This is a genomic window from Cellulophaga tyrosinoxydans (assembly GCF_900176415.1).
GTDB classification, from domain to species: Bacteria; Bacteroidota; Bacteroidia; order Flavobacteriales; family Flavobacteriaceae; genus Cellulophaga; species Cellulophaga tyrosinoxydans.
In genome coordinates, this window is sequence record NZ_FWXO01000002.1 from 359,788 (window position 1) to 380,107 (window position 20,320).

The window sequence follows — 20,320 nt, forward strand, 5'->3', positions numbered from 1 at the left end:
GGATTTATAGCCTTGCAATCAAACAAACATCTTCTTCTTTTATTAATACTACTGTTTAGTGGTATTACAAGCCTATTTGCACAAGAAAATAAGGTCGTAGTTTTACCCATAAAATCAACCAAAGACTCTATAGTTGCTACAAAAGATTTTTCTGCCATCGCTATTAAAGATACTACCGTAGTAGATTCTATTAAAATAGATTCTGTTAATAAAAAACAACCTCTTTTACTTGATAAGATAAAATACACCGCAAAAGACTATGTAAAACTTAGTCAGAAAGATCAAAAAATCTATTTATATAACGAAGCTGAAATTCAATATCAAGATACGCAGCTAAAGGCTGGTATTATTATAATGGATTATATTAAAAACGAAGTTTATGCGGGTAGATTAAAAGACTCTTTAGGGAACTATACGCAAACACCTTTTTTTAAACAAGGTGAGAATGTGGTTATTCCAGATTCTATTCGTTTTAATTTTGATACGCAAAAAGCTTTAATTTGGAATTCTAGAACCGAACAACAAGCCGGATTAGGTTCACTGGGCAGCGATGCCATGAAAGTATATGCGCAGATTACAAAAAAAGAAAATGACTCAGTTTACTTTTTAAGTAAAGGTAGATTAACCACAGCAAAAGATACCGTAAATCCGGATTATTACATTTTAGTAAATAAAGCCAAATTTGTTCCAAAAAAGAAGGTTATAGCAGGATTCAGCAACTTGTACATTGCTGATGTTCCAACACCAATAGCTTTGCCTTTTGCCTATTTCCCAATGACCGAAGGAAGATCTGGAGGGATTATTTTTCCAACTTTTGGTAATGTAGCGGATAGAGGGTATTTTATTCAAAACGGTGGATACTATCTTCCCATTAGCGACTATGCAGATTTGGAGCTAACGGGGGATTTATATACTAATGGAAGTTATGGTTTAAATTCCAGATCGGTTTATGTAAAGCGTTATAAATTTAGAGGCGGTTTTAACCTTCAATATCAAAATATTGTAAATAGCCAAAAAGGCTTTGATGACTATAGCCGAAGTACTAGTTACAACATACAATGGAACCACTCACAAGACACTAAAGCCAATCCAAACTCAAGATTTTCAGCATCGGTAAACTTAGGGAGTAGTCAATACTATCAAAATTCATTAAGAGCTCAGGATTTATCTAATACGCAAAATAATACCCTGTCCTCTTCTATTTCGTATTCTAAAACTTTTCCAGAATACCCCTCAGTAAACATGAGTTTAACGGCATCACATAGGCAATTAACAAGTGCATCAATCACTGATAATATTGATATGACTTTGCCAACGTTCCAAGCTAGTATGGAGCGTATTTATCCTTTTGCGAATAGAGATGGTGTAAAAAAAGGTATCATACAGAATATTAACTTTCAATATGACGTAAATGCGTCAAACACATTAAAAACTAATGACACCGATTTCTTAACAGCTAGAATGTTTGACAATGCTAAAGTTGGTGCAAAGCATAGATTACCCATAACCACTAACTTTAAAATTGCTAAATATTTTAGTGTTTCTGTTGGTGGTAATTATGAAGATGTTTGGACCTTACAAACGTACACAAGACAAACTGATGCCACTACAAAGGTAGAATCAGTAGCTGACACAATAAATAGTTTTGATCGCTATAACAATTACAATTTTAGCGCAAGTATAGGTACCACCATATACGGGATGTTTAATTTTGGTGATGATAAAAAGATCCAAAAATTAAGACATGTTTTACGACCAAGTATTAGCTACGGTTATACACCTTCTTTTGAACAATTCTATGAGAATTTACTAGACAGTAATGGAGCATTAACCTATGATTCAGGAGGCAATTTACAACGCTATAGCCGTTTTGAAGGCACACTAAACGGAGCTCCAAGTTTAAACAGATCCAATTCCATGAGTTTTTCATTAGCCAATACACTTGAAGCTAAAGTACGCTCAAAAGATTCTACAGATACAGAACCTAAAAAAATATCAATTCTTAATAACCTTAACTTATCTACAAGTTATAATTTTAATGCAGATTCTTTAAAACTAAGTCCCATAAGTTTTAGTGGAGGTACAGCCATTTTCAATAAAAAAATGACCATAAACTTTGCCGGTACTATGGATCCATATGCTATTGATAATAATGGAGACAGAATTAATACTTTCAATAAAGCCAATGGAGGAAGTTTAGTTAGATTAACTAATGCTCGAGCCAATATTAGTTATGGTTTTTCTAGTAAAGATTTTGAGAAAAAAGATAAAGACGAAAAAGAAATAGAAAAAGAAGAAAATCCGTTTGATTATGGTGCGGCGAGTGGCGGTAGAACTGATGATTTATTTGGTGATCCAGACTTTATGAACAATGGTAGACCAAATATGAATGATACCGCTGAAGAAGAAAAGGAAACCGAATTTTATGCCAATAAAATACCTTGGGATTTGCGATTAGCCTATACTGTGGGGTATTCCAACCCAAACAGACAAAATACAATTAATAGTCATAGTTTAATGTTTTCTGGTAATATAGAGCTTACCCCTAAATGGAAAGTAGGTGCTTCTTCTGGATACGATTTTGCAAATAGTGGTTTTACCATAACTCAGTTAAGATTCCAAAGAGAACTTGGCAGTTTTAATTTACGTTTTAATTGGACTCCATTTGGTACCTACGAACGATGGGATTTCTTTATTGGTATTTCTAGCTCAATTCTGCAAGACCTTAAATGGGATAAACAAAGCCAGAGAAGGTAGGTTGATGGTGAATGGTTGATAGTCGATGGTTGATGGTTGATGGACAATTTTTTTATCCTAAAAAACTACAGTACTTAGTAATAAAATAAATTTTATACCTCCTATTATGAAAAAAATAATAAACACTCCAAATGCACCTGCGCCTATTGGACCGTACAATCAAGCAGTGTTAACGGGAAACACGCTATATATATCTGGCCAAATCCCTATTGATCCGAAAACTAATACATTGGTTGAGGGTGATATACAAAAAGAAACAAAACAATCCATGGAGAATTTAAAAGCCATTCTATTAGAGGCCGGAATGACCTTTGAACATGTTGTAAAAGCATCCATATTTGTTAAAGACATGCATCAATTTGCCAAAATAAACGAAGTCTATGGCAGCTATTTTGATGCAGACACGGCACCAGCCAGAGAAACGGTAGAAGTTGCCAACTTACCTAAATTTGTTAATGTCGAAATCTCAATGATTGCGGTAAAATAAGCATTCAAATTACCTATAAAAACAAAAAGGCATCTTGAAAACTAGATGCCTTTTTGTTTATTTAGAAAGAATTACATTCTCTTTTGATGAAACTTTACCAAACCATCAATAGGTTTTTGTAAAATAATACCTACTATTAAATCATTGCGTTCTAATGACTTTTTCAATTCGTCACGTAAATAATATGCAATACTACCTACAAAAGAAATTGGCACTTTAGTGGCCAAATCAAACTGCATAATGTAGTTATTGATAAATTGCTGAAAACCTTTATCTATTACTCCCTTACAATATAGATGCTCCTTATTTTCTACAATAAAGCGAGCGAAAGTTGCCAGGTACGTGTTTGGATTAGGCTGTTTGTATAAATTTTCTTTTATAACATCTGCCTCTAAATTATATTCACTTGCGAATTTCTCCGCAAGATCTTTTGGTATTTTATTAAAATAGTAGTCACGTATTAGTTTGCGACCAAAGAAATTACCGCTTCCATCATCCATAGGAATATAGCCCAACGAAGTTACTTTTTGATGTAATTTTTCTCCATCATAATAACTACAATTAGATCCTGTTCCTAAAATACATACAATACTCTGATCTCCAATATTTGTAGTAGCATAAATAGCTGCATAAGTATCTTCTCTAACTTCAGCGATAGCATTTGGAAAAAAAGATTTAAAAATATCTTTTAGTAAGTTTTGCATACGCTCCGTACCACAGCCTGCACCATAAAAATACAAATGTGTTACTTTTTCGCTGTTCTTAGAAAGTTCAAAATTGTTAGCCAATCTATCTTCAATAACAGGTCTGGTTAAAACTTCAGGGCTTAATCCTAAAGTTTGGGTTAAAAATAACCTTTCCCCTTTATTGTCTAGAGCAATCCAATCGGACTTAGTTGCGCCACTATCTACAATTAATATCATATGTATTTGGTAGTAAAAATAATCCTGAAAATAAGCAATTTTACACTTACTTTCAGGATTATTATAAATTTAAAATTATAATTTAGAAACGTGCTGAACTAAATCTAACATTTTATTAGAGAATCCAGATTCGTTATCATACCAAGATACTAATTTGAAGAATTTTGAATTTAATTCAATTCCTGCACCAGCATCAAATATACTAGTTCTTGCATCTCCGATAAAATCTTGAGAAACTACATCCTCTTCAGTATATCCTAAAATACCTTTTAAACTTCCTTCAGAAGCAGTTTTAAAAGCTTTTTTAATCTCTTCGTAAGAAGTTTCTTTTTGTAACTTAACGGTTAAATCTACAACTGAAACATCCGCTGTTGGTACTCTGAAAGCCATACCAGTAAGTTTTCCTTTTAAAGCAGGAATAACTTTAGTTACTGCCACTGCAGCACCAGTTGATGCTGGAATAATGTTTAACATAGCACTACGACCACCTCTCCAGTCTTTTCTAGATGGACCATCTACTGTCATTTGAGTAGCTGTTGTTGCGTGTACCGTTGTCATTAATGCTTCTTCAATACCAAAACTATCATTTAAAACTTTAGCTAATGGCGCTAAACAGTTGGTAGTACAAGATGCATTCGAAACTATATTATCTGAAGCTTTTACGTCTGTATGATTAACACCCATAACAAACATAGGAGCATCTTTAGATGGAGCAGAAATAACTACTTTTTTAGCACCACCATCTATATGATACTGTGCAGTTTCTAAAGTTGTAAATATTCCAGTACATTCTGCAACGATAGTTGCGCCAGCAGCATCCCATTTAATGTTTTTTGGCTCTCTCTCTGCAGTAATTCTTACCGTTTTTCCATTAACTACTAAATGACCATCTTTTACCTCAACAGTACCATCGAATTTTCCATGAACAGAATCATATTTTAGTAAATATGCTAAATGTTCTACATCTAACAAATCGTTAATTGCAACAACATCTACACCTTCTCTAGCAACACTAGCTCTAAATACTAATCTACCTATTCTACCGAATCCGTTAATTCCTATTTTTAAATTTGACATTTTATTTTTATTAAATTATTTAAATTATACAGTCATTATATCTGAAACTCTCATGAGTTCCTTGTCTATTTTGGTATGCCCCTTTATTGCCTTACTAATAGGTGTTAGGGTTATTTTATTGTCTTGAATACCTACCATAAGACTTGTTTTGCCTTCCATTAAAGCTTCTACTGCCTTAACTCCCATTCTACTTGCCAGTACACGATCAAAACAAGAAGGAGAACCTCCTCGTTGCATGTGCCCTAACACAGAAACACGGCAATCATAAATTGGTAAATGGGTCTCTACATATTCTTTTAGTTCAAAAACATTTTTCCCTGTTTTATCTCCTTCAGCAACAACAACAATACTAGAAGATTTTCCAGAAGCTTTGCTACGCTTTAATGATTCCAGTAAACGTTCTAAACCAAGATTTTCTTCAGGAATTAAAATCTCCTCTGCTCCTGCTCCTACACCTGCGTTTAATGCAATATGGCCAACATCTCTACCCATAACCTCTACAAAAAATAAACGGTTATGTGAACTAGCAGTATCTCTAATTTTATCGATAACTTCTACCACTGTATTAAGAGCCGTATCAAAACCTAGAGTATACGTGGTTCCGAAAATATCGTTATCAATAGTACCAGGTATTCCTATAATAGGCACGTTATATTCTTTATGAAAAATAAGTGCTCCAGTAAAACTACCGTCACCACCGATTACCACTAAACCATCTATACCAGCTGCTTGAAGTTGATCGTAAGCCTTTTTTCTACCCTCTTTAGTCTGAAACTCCATAGAGCGCGCAGACTTTAAAATTGTACCTCCTTTATTAATAATGTTATTAACGCTTCTAGCGTCCATTGGTTTGAAGTCTCCTTCAATCATTCCTTGATAGCCTCTGTATATGCCCATACAGTCTATTTTCATATATGCACACGTACGTACTACTGATCTAATTGCAGCATTCATTCCCGGGGAATCCCCTCCTGAAGTAAACACGCCTATTTTCGTTATTTTTCCGCCCATCAATTTCTAAAAAAAACAAATTTAGCAAACTTTTCTGATTAAAATAAGGGTTCAAACCCTTTATTAATAATAGTTTACACCTATAACGTTTTCGTAACAAAGTGAGGGGTCAAAAAGAAAAAATGAACAACTAAAATGCTATAAAAATGAACTAAATTTTAAGATTTTGCCTTAGGCTTGGCCTTATACCTCATTAAACTATCCTTTGCCTTTTCGGTTAGAATTGAGTCTGTTTCAATAGGCTTTTTAGGGGTTTGTTTTCTTGCGAATAGTTTTTTTCGAAGTTCCGCAAATGAATTAAAATCTACTTGATACGATAACCCCAATCCTTGTGTGTAGCCTTGCACATCACCTATTAGTTGTTGTGTGGTATTTTGGCGATTAAAAATTTTTCCTTTCAGAGATCCATCTTCATTAAATAAATATTGCAATTCAAAATCTCCACCCACAGCAGATTGCGTAATACCATTTCCTCCACCAACAGGAATACCCAAACTTCCGCTAAACATCCATTTATCACTAATACTTGTGGCAAAATTTACAATGGCTCTATTTTCTGTTTGGTATAAAGAACTTGCAGAAGTCCCTTGTTCGTAAGCTACACCTATATCAAAATTATCATTAGTATTATCTAAAGCTGAATTTATAATACTTGTTGCTGATTGGAACAAATTACCGGTTAAGGCTTGCTGATTAATTCCTCCATTAGCTTCATTTACAAAAGTACCTTGAGCCAGTAGAAAAAATGCGTTATTTTCGGTAACCGTAGGATCTTGTAATTTATAATCTAACTCCGATTTTATAATGGAACTTACGCCCGGAAAAGCAATTTCGTACTCAATTTTTGGCTGTTCTAAAGATTCTTTTAAACTTACAATAACTTGCGTTGGTATTCTTCTGGAGTACCCAGAATTGTCTAACAATGGTGCTGGGTTTGCATTTAAGGCATAAACGGCTTGCATATTTAATTGCGCATCAAGCGGATCACCTTCCCAGTTAATTGTTCCACCTGGTGTTACCTTAAATGTTTTATCTATTACCCCACCATATTTAAACCTATACTCTCCTGTAACCACAACAAAGGTACCTTCCATGATAAACTTATCATTGGTATTTATTTCCATCTGAACTAATCCTGCACCTGTACCTTTTAAACTACTTCCTGTTTTTGGGTCAACGATAATTTCTACTTCTGCGTCGGGGGTAATATCCAAATCAAAAGTTAGCTCTAGCCCTTCATATTTTTCATCTTTTCGTTGTTTTTCATTTTCTTCAGCTTCATTCTTAGAAATAAAATTTATAAATGAATAATCGCCTATACTCGCAACATCACTAATAGGAATTTTTAATGAAGTACCTTTTGCTGTTTCCCCAACTACATCAATATTTAATGCTGTGGTTGGGCCATAAATTCTACCATATCCATTTAAATAACCCGTTCCGTAGTATAATGTCTCTTCAGCATTGACTGTATTTAAGATAAGGAATCGATTGCTATTGGTATTCACACTCAAATCTAAATCCCAATCTTTAAAATAACTATGATTAATAACTCCGTTTAATGTTGCTTGTGTCCCCATAGCAACATCTGTTAATTGAATATTTCTAAAATCGAAGGTCTGATTAGCGAGTACAACTTGAGAATTAAAACCTAAATCGTAATCTACATTTAAATAAGGAATACCAATACCCGCATTGGACAAGTTTAGTACACCATTAATATCTGGGTTATCTATTCTACCGGTAATCTTAGCATTACCAGAAACAAAACCTCTTATATTAGATAAAACTGGCTCCCCTAAGGGTCGGAAGGGCTCCAAATTGAATGAATTAAATGTTGCTAGTAAATTAGCCATGGTATGGTCTCCACTAATATCTAAATTTCCATTGATATCTAGTTTATCAACTCCTTTATCACTTAACCTTGTATAAACTGCAATTTTAGTAAGATCGCTATTACCTAGCGCATCAATTATTAGATTTCCAAGTCTAATATCATTCACAGAAAAATCTGTGATATTCAAATTAGAGGTTGGCCTATATATTTTATCTTTTTGCCTAATATGCAGTGTTCCATTTACTTGACCATCTAATTTTAGACTATCAATACTTGGGGTAATTTTATCTAAAGAAACAATCTTAAACTCTAATTGCAAATCTTTAAATGTAGAATCCGCTATTTGTCCGCGTAGTCTAATTTGCTCATTTAAGTCGTTATTCATCACTATTTCTTCGATATTAATACTATCGAGTTTGCTATTGATAATGACTTTGTTTTTCTTATCACCATCTTTATTAAGCATCCAAGTATTTCCTTTAAAACTAATATCTGATGGTTTTAACCCTATTACGGATCTTCGGTTTTCATCAAAAGTATGGTAGAAGTTTAAATTAAAATTATCTGTAAAATTCTTACCGCCTTTAAATTCTGTTCTGAAGAATAAGGTATCCTTAAGTGTGGTATTAATTAAATTAAAATCCTTAACATCATAATAACTTGTGGATAAGTCTGCAACAGAAACGAACGTGTTAAACAATGGGTTTTTATTGTCAATCTTCACATCTAAGCTATCCAGTACATTCCCATATGCTTCTATATTGGGTGATTTAAAATTTAGTTTAAAATCACCTTCATCTGCAATGATATCTCCTTTTATGAACGTATTAGCTCCAAACTTTACTTCGGGCAGAAAGACTTCAACAATTTTATTATAAATTTTAAAATTAAAGGAAAGCTTTTGTCCTGATGTGATCTTATAAGGTTTGTAATTGGTATAAATACTCCCTACTGAATTTGTAACTAACTTTCCTAGTTCCGCAACTTTAAAATTACCTTTCATAAAGCCAGTAATAATATCAGGCGAGTTAATTTCTATAGACCGTGAATTATTTTCATCAAAAGAGGAAGAAATTTTAAAATCATCAAAAAAATAGGTGTCATTTTTGTTTTGATAACTTGTTTTTGAAAACTTTACATCGCCTACAATATTATCTAGTGTATTACCAGCGATATCCATATTTACATTTCCTTTAAAAATAGAAATGCTGTCTTTTATAAAGTTTAGTTTTTGCAAATCTGCATATTCAATATCTGCAATGAAATTAAAATTGTTCTCTTCATCTGAAAAATCAGCCAATCCTTTAAAAGTGAATTTTATATTTTCATCGTTTGACACCAGCAAACCATCAAACAATTGTTCTTTTAAAATACCCGAAACCTTTAAGTTTTGATAATTATATTTATTAAAATTAATGGAATACACATCTCCAATAACTTCTGTATTTAAGGTTTCTTTTATAAATCCTTGCCCTTCTACATTAAAATCAAAGGTTGCCACTCCAAGCTGTTTGTTGCCGACAAAATAGCCCAAATCAAAATCAATAAGTGAGAAAAACCCTTTGTATGATGCATTATCTATTTGTTTAATATTAGTTAGCTCCAGATCGGAATAACTACTACCAATGGCTGTGTTGATGTTTATTTTAGAATTTATAGTGTTTTCTGTAACTGTAGCTGATCCTCTTATAGTAAACTCACCTAATTTTTCTAAAGCTGATGGTAATGTTTCCCCTAACAAATTGGGCAACAAGCTTCTTAATTGATAATAGCTGGATGAAATATTCTTTATTTCTGCCTCCATTACAAATGGATCTTTTGCAGTAAATAGATTTTTAAAATTAAAATTTCCTCTAATTCCTGTATTATCCGAAGTTAAAAAGAGATTTTCCAACGTAAGATCGTTTAATACTCCTTCCACATTAGTAGAAAAATAGGCATCTTTCTCTTTGCCAAATTGATTATAAAGCAAATTAATTTCATCAAATGAAACCTGTGAGTCTGTAAAATCTGCTGTAAACTTAACTTTGTTTAAAAAGTCGAGAAAATCACCAGGTCCATAATCCATTTTCAGATTTCCCTTTAGCTTAGATTTTTTTGAGGCAATCTCAAGTGACTCAAAATTCATTTGTTCTTTAGAATAGGTAAAAGCAGTAGACATTTTTTCTACGGCTAGACCTCTTTTACTCACAAAAGCTAAATTCTCCACATCCATGGAAACATCTGGGCCAATAATTTCAAAATTATTGGCATTTATATTCAACTGTTTAAAATTTAATAACTCTTGCTTTTCAAAATTTTGATCAATTAATTTAAAATTACTATCTCTAATTTCAATATTTGTGGCGGTAAATAAAAATGGTGGTGTGCCTGGAGCTCTTGGTTTTCCATCATCCAATTTATCTATAAACACATTAATGTTTGAGGTAGTTTCCCCTTTGTAGGTAACTAACTTAAACTTTAGCTCATCTACTTCAATAGCACCAAATTCTAAATCTCCATTAATTAAATTCTTAATATTTAAAATAGAGGTGTTTAATTTATTGATGTAAAACAAGGTGTCTTTCTTATAATCTTGAATATAAATACCTTTTAAATCGGTATCCCAAGTTATAAATGATAATTTAAGTTTATCTAAAGATATATTAGTACCGTACTCCTCGTTTATAGCTGTAGTAACTTTTAACGCTAATGCAGTTTGAACCGCTGGTATAGAAAAAATAAAAGTCGTTAAAAGACACGTAATGATTATTACAAGTAAAGTTCTAAGTAATATTTTACGCAGTTTTTTGATAGGACTTTTATGTTTTATCTTTGTACCTCAATTTTTATTCCACTCTTTAATGGAAAACGAAACTATTTATATTCTTGCTATAGAATCTTCATGTGATGACACATCTGCTGCAGTATTATGCAACAATAAAAAACTCAGTAACATTGTGGCTACGCAAAAAATTCACGAGGAATATGGCGGTGTTGTCCCTGAACTTGCATCAAGAGCACACCAACAAAACATTGTTCCTGTCGTACATCAAGCCTTAGCCAAAGCAAATATCGATAAAAAACAGTTATCTGCCATAGCTTTTACGCGTGGACCTGGACTTATGGGTTCATTATTAGTTGGAACCTCGTTTGCTAAGTCATTATCACTAGGGTTAAACATATCATTAATCGAGGTAAATCATATGCAAGCGCATATTTTAGCGCATTTTATTGAAGAAGAAAATTCCAAAATTCCAGCGTTCCCATTTTTAGCAATGACCATAAGTGGCGGACATACTCAAATTGTTTTAGTCAAAGATTATTTTAAAATGGAAATTTTAGGTCAAACTTTAGATGATGCTGTGGGCGAGGCATTCGATAAAAGTGCTAAAATTTTAGGGTTGCCATACCCAGGAGGTCCTTTAATTGATAAATATGCCCAATTAGGTAACCCTAAGGCATTTCCCTTTCCAAAACCAAAGGTGGACGGATTAGATTTTAGTTTTAGCGGTTTAAAAACAAGTATTTTATATTTTACACAAAAGCATACCAAGGAGAATCCTAATTTTTTAGAAGATAACAGAGATGACATTTGTGCTTCTATTCAATATACAATTATCGATATTTTAATGTCCAAAATTAAAAAAGCGGTAAAACAAACGGGAGTAAAAAGAGTAGCTATTGGTGGCGGTGTTTCCGCTAATTCTGGCATTAGAAAGGCATTGTTTGAAGCTGAAAAAAAACACGGATGGGAAACATTTATCCCTAAATTCGAGTACTGTACAGATAATGCTGCTATGATCGGTATTGTAGGTTATTTAAAATATAAAGATGCCAACTTCTCGGACCAAAGTATTACAGCCAAAGCTAGATATGTAATTAACGAGTAAATATTTGTTTTAGCATTTAATTTATTGGGAAAAACCAACTAAAAGTACTTTGTTACATTTAAAAAAAGGTCTTACAATAATAGAAGAATTAGGACATTGACTTTAGCCTAGATTAGAACAGGCTTAGTTTAAAATTATAGATTAAAACAAGTAAAAATATGCAGCTTTTTTACAATGCCGATGTAGTACAAGATAGCCCAAAATTCACTTTTCCCACAGAGGAAAGTAAGCATATTATTAAAGTACTACGTAAAAAAGAAGGAGACCTAGTGCATATTACTAATGGACAAGGCTATTTGTTTGAAGCTAAAATTATTCAGGCAGATATGCGCAAATGTACCGTCGAAATAATTAGTAGTACATACCAGCAAAAAAAAGAACCCTCTTTACATTTGGTCGTAGCGCCAACCAAAATGAATGATCGTTTTGAATGGTTTCTAGAAAAAGCAACAGAAATTGGTGTGACAGAAATAACACCTATTATTTGCGCTAATTCCGAACGCAAAATTGTTAAGCTAGACCGGTTGCATAAGGTTTTACAATCTGCCATGAAACAATCGCTACATTACCATATTCCTATTTTAAATGAGCCTATTAACTTTTCTGATTTCATGAATTCTAAAATCAATGGAGATTTATTTATAGCCCACTGTGAAGAAACCAATAAAAAAGAATTGAAACATAGTTTGGTACAAAATAATAATGCAACCATATTAATTGGCCCTGAAGGTGATTTTTCAAGCAAAGAAATCTCTAAAGCTTTGGCAAAAGGTTTTTCACCAGTGGCTCTTGGCTCCAGTAGATTACGAACAGAAACAGCAGCAGTTTATGCCTGCGCTTGTTTCTCCATAATTAATTACTAATAAAATCTTGATGTAAAGTCTAAACTATTTTTAAAAACTTTCATCAAAATCATTCCTGTAATTATAGTATTTTTATACAAGTCTATATTACAGAGACCTAACAACAATTAAATGAAGTGTTATTTAAGAATCGTATTTTTTATTCCGCTATTTGCCTTCTATAGTTTAAATGCTCAAGAGATTGCCATATTAAAATATAGTGGCGGTGGTGATTGGTATGCTAATCCTACGGCAGTTCCTAATCTAATTAAATTTTGCAACTCCCAAATAGGAACAAAACTCACCCCTAAAGTTGCTACAGTAGAAGCCAATAGTACCAATCTGTTCCAATATCCTATGGTGCACATGACTGGGCATGGAAATGTGTATTTTTCAGATGAAGATGCTGAAAATCTAAGAACTTATTTGCTAGCCGGTGGGTTTCTGCATATAGATGACAATTATGGCATGGAGCCTTATTTAAAAAAAGAGTTATTAAAAGTATTTCCGGATAAAGAATTGGTAGAATTAGCTGCTGATCATGAAATATTTAATCAAACTTTTAAATTCCCACAAGGCTTGCCTAAAATTCATGAACATGACGGTAAGCGACCCCAAGCTTTTGGTATTTATGACCAAAACAGACTTATACTACTTTTTACTTTTGAAAGTGATTTAGGCGATGGATGGGAAGATCCTGCAGTGCATAATGATTCTGACGAAACTAGAAAAAAGGCCTTGCAAATGGGCGCTAATATTATCCAATACGTTTTTAAAAACTAAAAAATGACTTCAAAAACTATTGCCAACGGAATTTTAAGGGCTGTAGGCATTTTAGCCGCTATAGTTCTTTTAGGTTACTTTCTTTACAAAATTCAATCTGTACTGGCCTATTTATGCATTGCTTCGGTATTTGCGCTAATTGGAAGACCCATTGTGCTATTTTTACGAAAAAGATTAAAATTCCCAAACACCCTTGCGGTTGTTATTACCATTTCATTAATTATAGGAGTATTTGCAGGCATCATTGCTTTGTTCATTCCATTATTAACAGAACAGGGCAAAAATCTTTCTCTTTTAGATATAGATAAATTGCAAGAAAACTTAAATGTGCTCTATTTCGAAGTCACGCAATATTTTAGTTCGTCACCAACAGTGGTCAATCAAATTATTAAAGAATCGCATTTAGAAAAAAATATTTTAGACGGATTAGATATTGGATTTATTCCTAATTTTCTTAATTCTTTTTTAGACGTTTTAAGCACTGTAAGCATAGGATTATTTTCTGTCCTTTTTATTTCATTTTTCTTTTTGAAAGACAGCACACTTTTTCAAAACGGAATTTTAATGCTCGTTCCTCAAGGCAATGAAAGTAAAATGAAAAACTCTATAAATAAGATAAATAATTTATTGTCAAGATACTTTGTTGGATTGCTTTTACAGCTGTTTATTTTGTTTATAATTTACACCATAACATTACTATTAGTAGGTATAGAAAATGCTGTTGTAATTGCCTTTTTATGTGCCCTATTTAACATCATTCCATACATAGGTCCAATCATCGGTGGAGTACTCATGATTGTGCTTACAATGACGACTAATTTAGGGGCAGATTTTAGTGCTGTAATTCTACCAAAAGCAGGCTATGTAATCATAGGTTTAGTGATAGGCCAATTGGTAGATAATTTCTTCTCACAACCCTTTATTTTTTCCAACAGTGTTAAGTCCCATCCATTGGAAATTTTCTTAGTTATAATTATTGCTGGATTACTATTTGGAGTTGTTGGAATGATCGTTGCAGTACCTGGTTACACCGCTATTAAAGTAATTTTAAAGGAGTTTTTGTCGGAATACAAGTTAGTGAAATCGCTAACGAATAATTTATAGTAATACTTTGAATAAAAATATATTAAATACTGGTGTACAGGAATTTATATTGGAAAATATAAACACTGACACGATGTCAGTTTTACTAAAAAAATCACTATTTACAGGTGTAAACCAGAAAGAATTGGTAGAACAATTAGAAGCTAAAAAAAAATGCCAACAAAAGCTTCCAACATGGTTTAAAACTCCAAATATATATTACCCTAATAAGTTAAATATTGAGCAAACTTCATCTGAAACTACAGCACAATATAAGGCTAATTTAATCAATGGAAATTCACTGATTGACATCACTGGAGGCTTCGGTGTAGACGACTATTTTTTTAGTCAAAAATTCACTGAAATTTACCATTGCGAACTCAACGAAAATCTATCTAAAATTGCCGCTTATAATTACAATATTTTAGGTGTAAATAACATCATTTGTAAAGCTGAAAATGGTCTAAATTTTTCAGCTAAAACAACACAAAATTTTGATTGGATTTATATAGATCCTTCAAGAAGAAATGATAGCAAAGAAAAAGTATTTTTACTCTCAGATTGTTTGCCAAATGTTCCTGAAAATTTAGATTTACTTTTTAATAAATCGTCTAATATTTTAATTAAGACTTCTCCCCTTTTAGATTTTACTATAGGAATAAACGAACTAAAATTCGTAAAAGAAATTCATGTTATTGCCATACAAAATGATGTAAAAGAGTTGCTTTGGATTTTAGAAAAGGGGTATATTAATAGCATAAATATTAAAACAATTAATATTTCTAAATCATCGAATGAAGTTTTCAGTTTTGCCTTAAATGATGAAAAAGAAATGGTTTCAGATTTATCTGAGCCATTAGTATATTTGTACGAGCCCAATAGCGCTGTTTTAAAATCGGGTGCATTTAAAACAGTTGGAAATCAGTATCAACTTAAAAAACTACACGAGCATAGTCATTTATATACCTCAAATGAATTGATACATTTTCCCGGTAGAAGCTTTAAGATAGAACAAGTGGTACCTTACCAAAAGAAAGAAATTCAAAAATTAGGTTGTTCAAAAGCAAATATTACCACACGTAATTTCCCCGAAACAGTTGCTAATCTTCGTAAAAAGCACAAAATTAAAGATGGTGGAGACGTCTATATGTTCTTTACAAAAAACATGAATGAAAAATATATTGTGCTAGTCTGCACGAAAATTTAGTCCGTACAATCCCATTTAAAATTGGCGATTTTTTCGTTACTAGCTGCACTTAAATTATAATGCCACCATTCTGTTCTAATAGACCAAAAACCGTAGGCCTCCATGGTCTCCTTAAGCAAAACTCTATTGGCTAATATTTCTTTAGGCAAATTGGTATTATCGTGGTAAGCCTTTTTTCCAAAGAAATCAAAATCGGTTCCCATATCTACTTCATTCCCTTTTAAATCTACCAATGTAATATCTACGGCGCCTCCCTTATTATGAATAGAACCCTTTACTGGATTAGCAACATATTGTGGGTTTGGCACAATGGCCCACATTTTATACTGCACAGAATTAGGCCTATAGCAATCAAAAAATTTAATTTTATAGCCCTTTTTCAAAAATTCATTGTTCGCCTTTATTAAGGCTTTAGCAGTTTTAACACGCGTATAACATTCTGCACAATCATAAACTTTCGCTTTTAGAAAATTGTTTGTCGTAGCATAACGCATATCATAAGCGAAATCATTGCTGTAATCTGCCAATCTAATAAAAGTAGTATCTGCCAAACCATCTAGAGATTTCAACTTTTGTACTTCGTCTAAAGCTACTTTAGAAATAGTTTCTATAGGCTCTTTATTTGTATGGGTTATTATCGCTTTATTTTCTGAAGTTATATCTTTTTTAGCTGCTTGTTCTTTACAACTAAACATTACTAATAATACCGCTAAACTTGTAATTATCTTGCTCACTTTACTAAAAATCAGGCTCTTATTTTAATTTGATGTAAATTACTAGAAAGTTTTCAATTAGAACTTGTTACAATTATAATTTTTAAATCAAAATATGCTATTTAAAAAATGTATTACCCTTGCCAGTTTGGCTGTTCTTATTTTTTCTTGCCAATCGCAACCCAAAGAAAAGTGGCTTTTAGGATTTGAAAAAACGGATATAAATCCCATCATGAGAGCCGATTCAAGCTTTGTTTTTCATGATCCAATTACTGATACACTGGTACAGTGGCAAAAAGCTGATGTTTTTAACCCTGCTGCAATAGTCAAAAATGATACTGTTTTTATGCTCTTTAGAGCAGAAGACAATCCTAATGCTATTTTAGGTGGGCGTACTTCACGAATTGGACTAGCCTATAGTTTAGATGGAATTACTTTCACTAAATATCCTGAACCTGTACTTTTCCCCACTAATGACGAATTTAATCAGTGGGATTATCCAGGGGGGATAGAAGATCCACGAGTTGTTGAAACTGCAGATGGAACATATATTATGTTATACACTAGTTGGAATAAAGATGTTGCCCGATTGTCTAGTGCCTATTCCAAAGATTTAAAAACTTGGGTTAAAAACGGACCGGTATTTCAAAAAAGCAATAAGGGTAAGTTCTTAAATATTTGGAGCAAATCTGGATCTATGGTTACCGAATTGGTAGATGGACGACTAATTGCAAAAAAAATAAATGGAAAATTTGTAATGTATTGGGGGGAACTATTTGTAAATATGGCCACTTCCAAAGATGGATTAAATTGGGAACCTACATTAGATGAAAATGGCGAATTACTACATTCCTTTACACCAACCTTAAATGAATTTGATAGTCATTTAACTGAACCTGGACCGCCAGCATTATATACAGAACATGGTATTCTTTTACTTTATAATGGTAAAAACTTAAGCGATGAAGGAGCAACAAATAAAGTACCTAAAGGCACTTATTGTGGTGGGCAGGTTTTATTTGACAAAAATAATCCAAGCAAAATGTTAGATCGATTAGCTGAACCATTTATATGTCCAGATCTTCCTCATGAAATATCTGGACAATATGCCGCTGGAACAACCTTTATTGAAGGCTTAGTATATTTTAAAAACAAATGGTTTTTATATTACGGTACTGCAGATTCTATGGTTGGTTTAGCCATTAAAGAATAATAGAAAAAACCAGAGTTAAGCTCTGGTTTTTTTATCTCTACTCAAATAGCTGAAAGATAATTAAGTCAATAAATTCCCTTTATCATCCCATTTGGCGACTTCGTTACGTTTAGATTGGTCCACACATTTGGCAAGCCATTCTTCTTCATACGCAACGCCATGTTGTTTTAATACTTCCTCAGGCACGCCATCCCATACATTTGGTGTATTACCCTTATAACCCAATTCTTCAATTCCTATTTTAGAAGTATAAAAACCAGTTAGGGTAAGATTCCTAACTAAAGAAAAGAACTGAACGCCTAATGGCCTTTGATTATCGGCTATTGTAATATCTGGATAGGCAATTGTATCTAAAATTTGTTTTTGTTGTAATAGCGTAGCGGATTTAAATTCTAGACTAAAATTTTTATTACTTTCATGGTCAATCCACATTAATCCTCCTCTTAAAGGAGTTTGAAAATTTGGATAATCTTTCGCCATAAATTCTATAAAAGGCACTACTCCAGAATCAGAAGCACTGCGGTATTTTTCATCAGCAGGTAAAATTAAATCACACAAAACTTTTAGCGTTGCCAATTCATGCTCATTAAAAAATTGTTCCGCATTAAGTTCATCAATAAGTTCTTTTTCTTCAGGAGTTCTGCCAAAAAAAACTTCAGCAGCTTTTGAAACTGCTTCATCTGAGTCTGCTAAATTTTCAGGCTTGCAACCATGCAATACTAAACCACCTGCAACTCCACCTAAAATTATCGATTTTAAACTTTTTCTTCTATCCATAACCTTAAATATTTTGCATTTTTAATTGTTCTATAATATAATCCGATGTTCTCCAAGAAAGTGCAAGTATGGTCCATGTAGGATTTTTATCTGCTTGAGAAACAAATGGTCCTGCATCTACAATAAAAACATTATTTACATCGTGTAATTGTTGGTGTTGATTTACAACAGAAGTTTTTGGATCATCACCCATTCTTGTTGTACCTACTTCATGAATAATCTCTCCTGGAGCATATATTCCGTTTTTCTCGGCACGCGAAGGCTTACCTCCTAAAACTTCACCACCCATATTATGGATTAATTCTTCAAATGTATCATGCATATGACCCACCTGTTTAATCTCGTGTTCTGTCCATTGATAATTAAATTTTAGGACTGGAATACCAAATTCATCTACTGTAGTTGGATCAATTTCACATCTATTATTTTTTTGTGGTATAGATTCCCCTCTACCCCCAAAACCAACGGTAGAGCCATAATATTTCTTTATTTCATCGCGTAATGGATTTCCATAACCTCCTACTTTTAAACCAAAGTATTTATTAAAATCATTATGATTAAATCCAAACCCATACCCTGGCATGCCCATACCTCCCCATACTTCAATATGGTAACCTCGAGCAAAATCTAATTTCTTATTGTCTAACCACCAAGGTGTATATACATGCATTCCTCCTACTCCATCTTCATTATACATTTGCCTATTCATTAGATCAGGAATAAATGCAGACCTACTACCTCCTGTAGAATCATGAAGATATTTCCCAACAATATCGCTGCTATTTCCTAAACCATTCGGGTGTTGTTCGCTCTTTGAGTTTAATAGAATCCGTGCAGAACTACATGCTGAGGCAGCTAGTACCACTATTTTACCTTTTAATTTATATTCTTTCCGGTCTTCTTTGTTGATATAAGATACTCCTGTTGCCTTCCCTTCATTATTAGTGGTAACCTCTCGCACCATAGCATTAACAAATAAATCTATTTGTCCACCGCTCTTTTGAGCTGGAAAAATTAAACAAGTACCCGCAGAAAAATCGGCATAAACCGAACATGCACGCGAGCACTGCCCGCAGTAAAAGCATATGCCCCGCTCATTATTAATACGTTTGGTTAGCATTGACATTCTAGAAGGAATAACAGGAATGTTGGATTTTCGAGCCCCTTTTATGTAGAATAACTCGTGCAATCTTGGTTTTGGAGGTGGTAGAAAAAATCCGTCTGGATCATTTGGCAATCCTTCATTTGTACCAAAAACTCCAATTAATTTATCAACTTTATCATAATAAGGTTTTACATCTTCATAACCAATTGGCCAGTTATCTCCCAACCCATCTTGATCTTTTCTTTTAAAATCTTTAGGCCCAAAACGTAGTGATATTCTTCCCCAATGGTTAGTTCTTCCTCCTAACATTCGCGATCTAAACCATCTAAAGTTAGAACCGTCGCCATTAGTATAAGGCTCTCCTTCTATATCCCAACCTCCATAAGCACTATCAAAATCACCAAAAGGCCTTACCGTGTTTGCGCCTCTTCTAGGAGATTCATAAGGCCACTTTAATTGGGTTTGGTGTTCTGGATCTGCCGGGTCAAAAAATGGACCAGCTTCTACTACAGCAATTTTTAGTCCTGCATCAGCAAGTATTTTTGTTGCCATTCCTCCGCCTGCACCAGAGCCAACGATTATTACATCATAAATGGTTGAAGATTCTATTATTTGCATGTATTGGTTATTTTG

15 protein-coding genes are annotated in these 20,320 nt (G+C 33.1%); 8 read left to right on the forward strand and 7 right to left on the reverse strand.

From position 1 onward, the window contains the following. Positions 1 to 12: 12 nt before the first annotated feature. Positions 13 to 2,757 carry a putative LPS assembly protein LptD gene (locus B8963_RS08640; RefSeq protein ID WP_084061110.1) on the forward strand — a complete coding sequence of 915 codons (2,745 nt, stop codon included), beginning with the start codon at positions 13 to 15 and terminating at the stop codon, positions 2,755 to 2,757. 106 nt (positions 2,758 to 2,863) lie between these two features. After that, positions 2,864 to 3,244: a RidA family protein gene (locus B8963_RS08645; protein ID WP_084061111.1), complete on the forward strand. Its 381-nt coding sequence runs from the start codon at positions 2,864 to 2,866 to the stop codon at positions 3,242 to 3,244. 71 nt (positions 3,245 to 3,315) lie between these two features. Here the strand turns inward: B8963_RS08645 and B8963_RS08650 are convergent, their stop codons facing one another. From B8963_RS08650 to B8963_RS08665, 4 genes are all read right to left on the reverse strand, one after another. Further along, the gene (locus tag B8963_RS08650) at positions 3,316 to 4,167 is read right to left on the reverse strand and encodes an N-acetylglucosamine kinase (protein ID WP_084061112.1); all 852 of its coding nucleotides are present in this window, start codon (positions 4,165 to 4,167) and stop codon (positions 3,316 to 3,318) included. A gap of 75 nt (positions 4,168 to 4,242) precedes the next feature. Further along, the gene (gap, locus tag B8963_RS08655; protein ID WP_084061113.1) at positions 4,243 to 5,244 is read right to left on the reverse strand and encodes a type I glyceraldehyde-3-phosphate dehydrogenase; all 1,002 of its coding nucleotides are present in this window, start codon (positions 5,242 to 5,244) and stop codon (positions 4,243 to 4,245) included. Between the two features lie 24 nt (positions 5,245 to 5,268). Beyond that, a complete protein-coding gene (gene pfkA, locus B8963_RS08660; RefSeq protein ID WP_084061114.1) occupies positions 5,269 to 6,255 on the reverse strand; it encodes a 6-phosphofructokinase in 987 nt (328 codons plus the stop codon). A 158-nt stretch (positions 6,256 to 6,413) separates the two neighbouring features. Beyond that, the gene (locus tag B8963_RS08665; protein ID WP_234989638.1) at positions 6,414 to 10,649 is read right to left on the reverse strand and encodes a translocation/assembly module TamB domain-containing protein; all 4,236 of its coding nucleotides are present in this window, start codon (positions 10,647 to 10,649) and stop codon (positions 6,414 to 6,416) included. 286 nt (positions 10,650 to 10,935) lie between these two features. Here B8963_RS08665 and tsaD point away from each other — a divergent pair, with 286 nt between their 5' ends. The 5 genes from tsaD (at position 10,936) to B8963_RS08690 (ending at position 15,879) form a co-directional block, all read left to right on the forward strand. Beyond that, positions 10,936 to 11,964, forward strand: coding sequence for a tRNA (adenosine(37)-N6)-threonylcarbamoyltransferase complex transferase subunit TsaD (gene tsaD / locus B8963_RS08670; RefSeq protein ID WP_084061116.1), 1,029 nt, complete (start codon positions 10,936 to 10,938; stop codon positions 11,962 to 11,964). Positions 11,965 to 12,122: 158 nt separating this feature from the next. Next, entirely contained in the window at positions 12,123 to 12,827 is a 705-nt protein-coding gene (locus tag B8963_RS08675; RefSeq protein WP_084061117.1) for a 16S rRNA (uracil(1498)-N(3))-methyltransferase, read from the forward strand. A 111-nt stretch (positions 12,828 to 12,938) separates the two neighbouring features. Then, a complete protein-coding gene (locus B8963_RS08680) occupies positions 12,939 to 13,589 on the forward strand; it encodes a DUF4159 domain-containing protein (RefSeq protein ID WP_084061118.1) in 651 nt (216 codons plus the stop codon). Between the two features lie 3 nt (positions 13,590 to 13,592). Further along, positions 13,593 to 14,693 carry an AI-2E family transporter gene (locus tag B8963_RS08685; RefSeq protein ID WP_084061119.1) on the forward strand — a complete coding sequence of 367 codons (1,101 nt, stop codon included), beginning with the start codon at positions 13,593 to 13,595 and terminating at the stop codon, positions 14,691 to 14,693. A 73-nt stretch (positions 14,694 to 14,766) separates the two neighbouring features. Then, positions 14,767 to 15,879, forward strand: a complete 1,113-nt coding sequence (locus B8963_RS08690) for a THUMP-like domain-containing protein (RefSeq protein WP_449384832.1) — start codon at positions 14,767 to 14,769, stop codon at positions 15,877 to 15,879. Here B8963_RS08690 and B8963_RS08695 read toward each other — a convergent pair. Beyond that, a complete protein-coding gene (locus B8963_RS08695; RefSeq protein ID WP_234989639.1) occupies positions 15,876 to 16,613 on the reverse strand; it encodes a M15 family metallopeptidase in 738 nt (245 codons plus the stop codon). The two genes, B8963_RS08690 and B8963_RS08695, sit on opposite strands and share 4 nt — an antisense overlap. A gap of 94 nt (positions 16,614 to 16,707) precedes the next feature. On the opposite strand from B8963_RS08695, the gene B8963_RS08700 reads away from it, so the two are divergent. Next, entirely contained in the window at positions 16,708 to 17,805 is a 1,098-nt protein-coding gene (locus B8963_RS08700) for a glycoside hydrolase family 130 protein (protein ID WP_084061122.1), read from the forward strand. Positions 17,806 to 17,865: 60 nt separating this feature from the next. Here B8963_RS08700 and B8963_RS08705 read toward each other — a convergent pair whose 3' ends face one another. Then, complete coding sequence (locus tag B8963_RS08705) at positions 17,866 to 18,582, reverse strand: gluconate 2-dehydrogenase subunit 3 family protein (protein ID WP_084061123.1); 717 nt, start codon at positions 18,580 to 18,582, stop codon at positions 17,866 to 17,868. Between the two features lie 4 nt (positions 18,583 to 18,586). After that, positions 18,587 to 20,305 carry a GMC family oxidoreductase gene (locus B8963_RS08710; protein ID WP_084061124.1) on the reverse strand — a complete coding sequence of 573 codons (1,719 nt, stop codon included), beginning with the start codon at positions 20,303 to 20,305 and terminating at the stop codon, positions 18,587 to 18,589. Positions 20,306 to 20,320: the final 15 nt, after the last annotated feature.

Excerpts from the sequence above, each read along its gene's own strand:
- B8963_RS08690 (WP_449384832.1), top strand. The coding sequence starts at position 14,767 with ATGTCAGTTTTACTAAAAAAATCACTATTTACAGGTGTAAACCAGAAA.
- B8963_RS08700 (WP_084061122.1), top strand. The coding sequence starts at position 16,708 with ATGCTATTTAAAAAATGTATTACCCTTGCCAGTTTGGCTGTTCTTATT.
- B8963_RS08675 (WP_084061117.1), top strand. The coding sequence starts at position 12,123 with ATGCAGCTTTTTTACAATGCCGATGTAGTACAAGATAGCCCAAAATTC.
- B8963_RS08645 (WP_084061111.1), top strand. The coding sequence starts at position 2,864 with ATGAAAAAAATAATAAACACTCCAAATGCACCTGCGCCTATTGGACCG.
- B8963_RS08685 (WP_084061119.1), top strand. The coding sequence starts at position 13,593 with ATGACTTCAAAAACTATTGCCAACGGAATTTTAAGGGCTGTAGGCATT.
- B8963_RS08680 (WP_084061118.1), top strand. The coding sequence starts at position 12,939 with ATGAAGTGTTATTTAAGAATCGTATTTTTTATTCCGCTATTTGCCTTC.
- pfkA (WP_084061114.1), bottom strand. The coding sequence starts at position 6,255 with ATGGGCGGAAAAATAACGAAAATAGGCGTGTTTACTTCAGGAGGGGAT.
- B8963_RS08705 (WP_084061123.1), bottom strand. The coding sequence starts at position 18,582 with ATGGATAGAAGAAAAAGTTTAAAATCGATAATTTTAGGTGGAGTTGCA.
- B8963_RS08650 (WP_084061112.1), bottom strand. The coding sequence starts at position 4,167 with ATGATATTAATTGTAGATAGTGGCGCAACTAAGTCCGATTGGATTGCT.
- tsaD (WP_084061116.1), top strand. The coding sequence starts at position 10,936 with ATGGAAAACGAAACTATTTATATTCTTGCTATAGAATCTTCATGTGAT.
- B8963_RS08710 (WP_084061124.1), bottom strand. The coding sequence starts at position 20,305 with ATGCAAATAATAGAATCTTCAACCATTTATGATGTAATAATCGTTGGC.
- gap (WP_084061113.1), bottom strand. The coding sequence starts at position 5,244 with ATGTCAAATTTAAAAATAGGAATTAACGGATTCGGTAGAATAGGTAGA.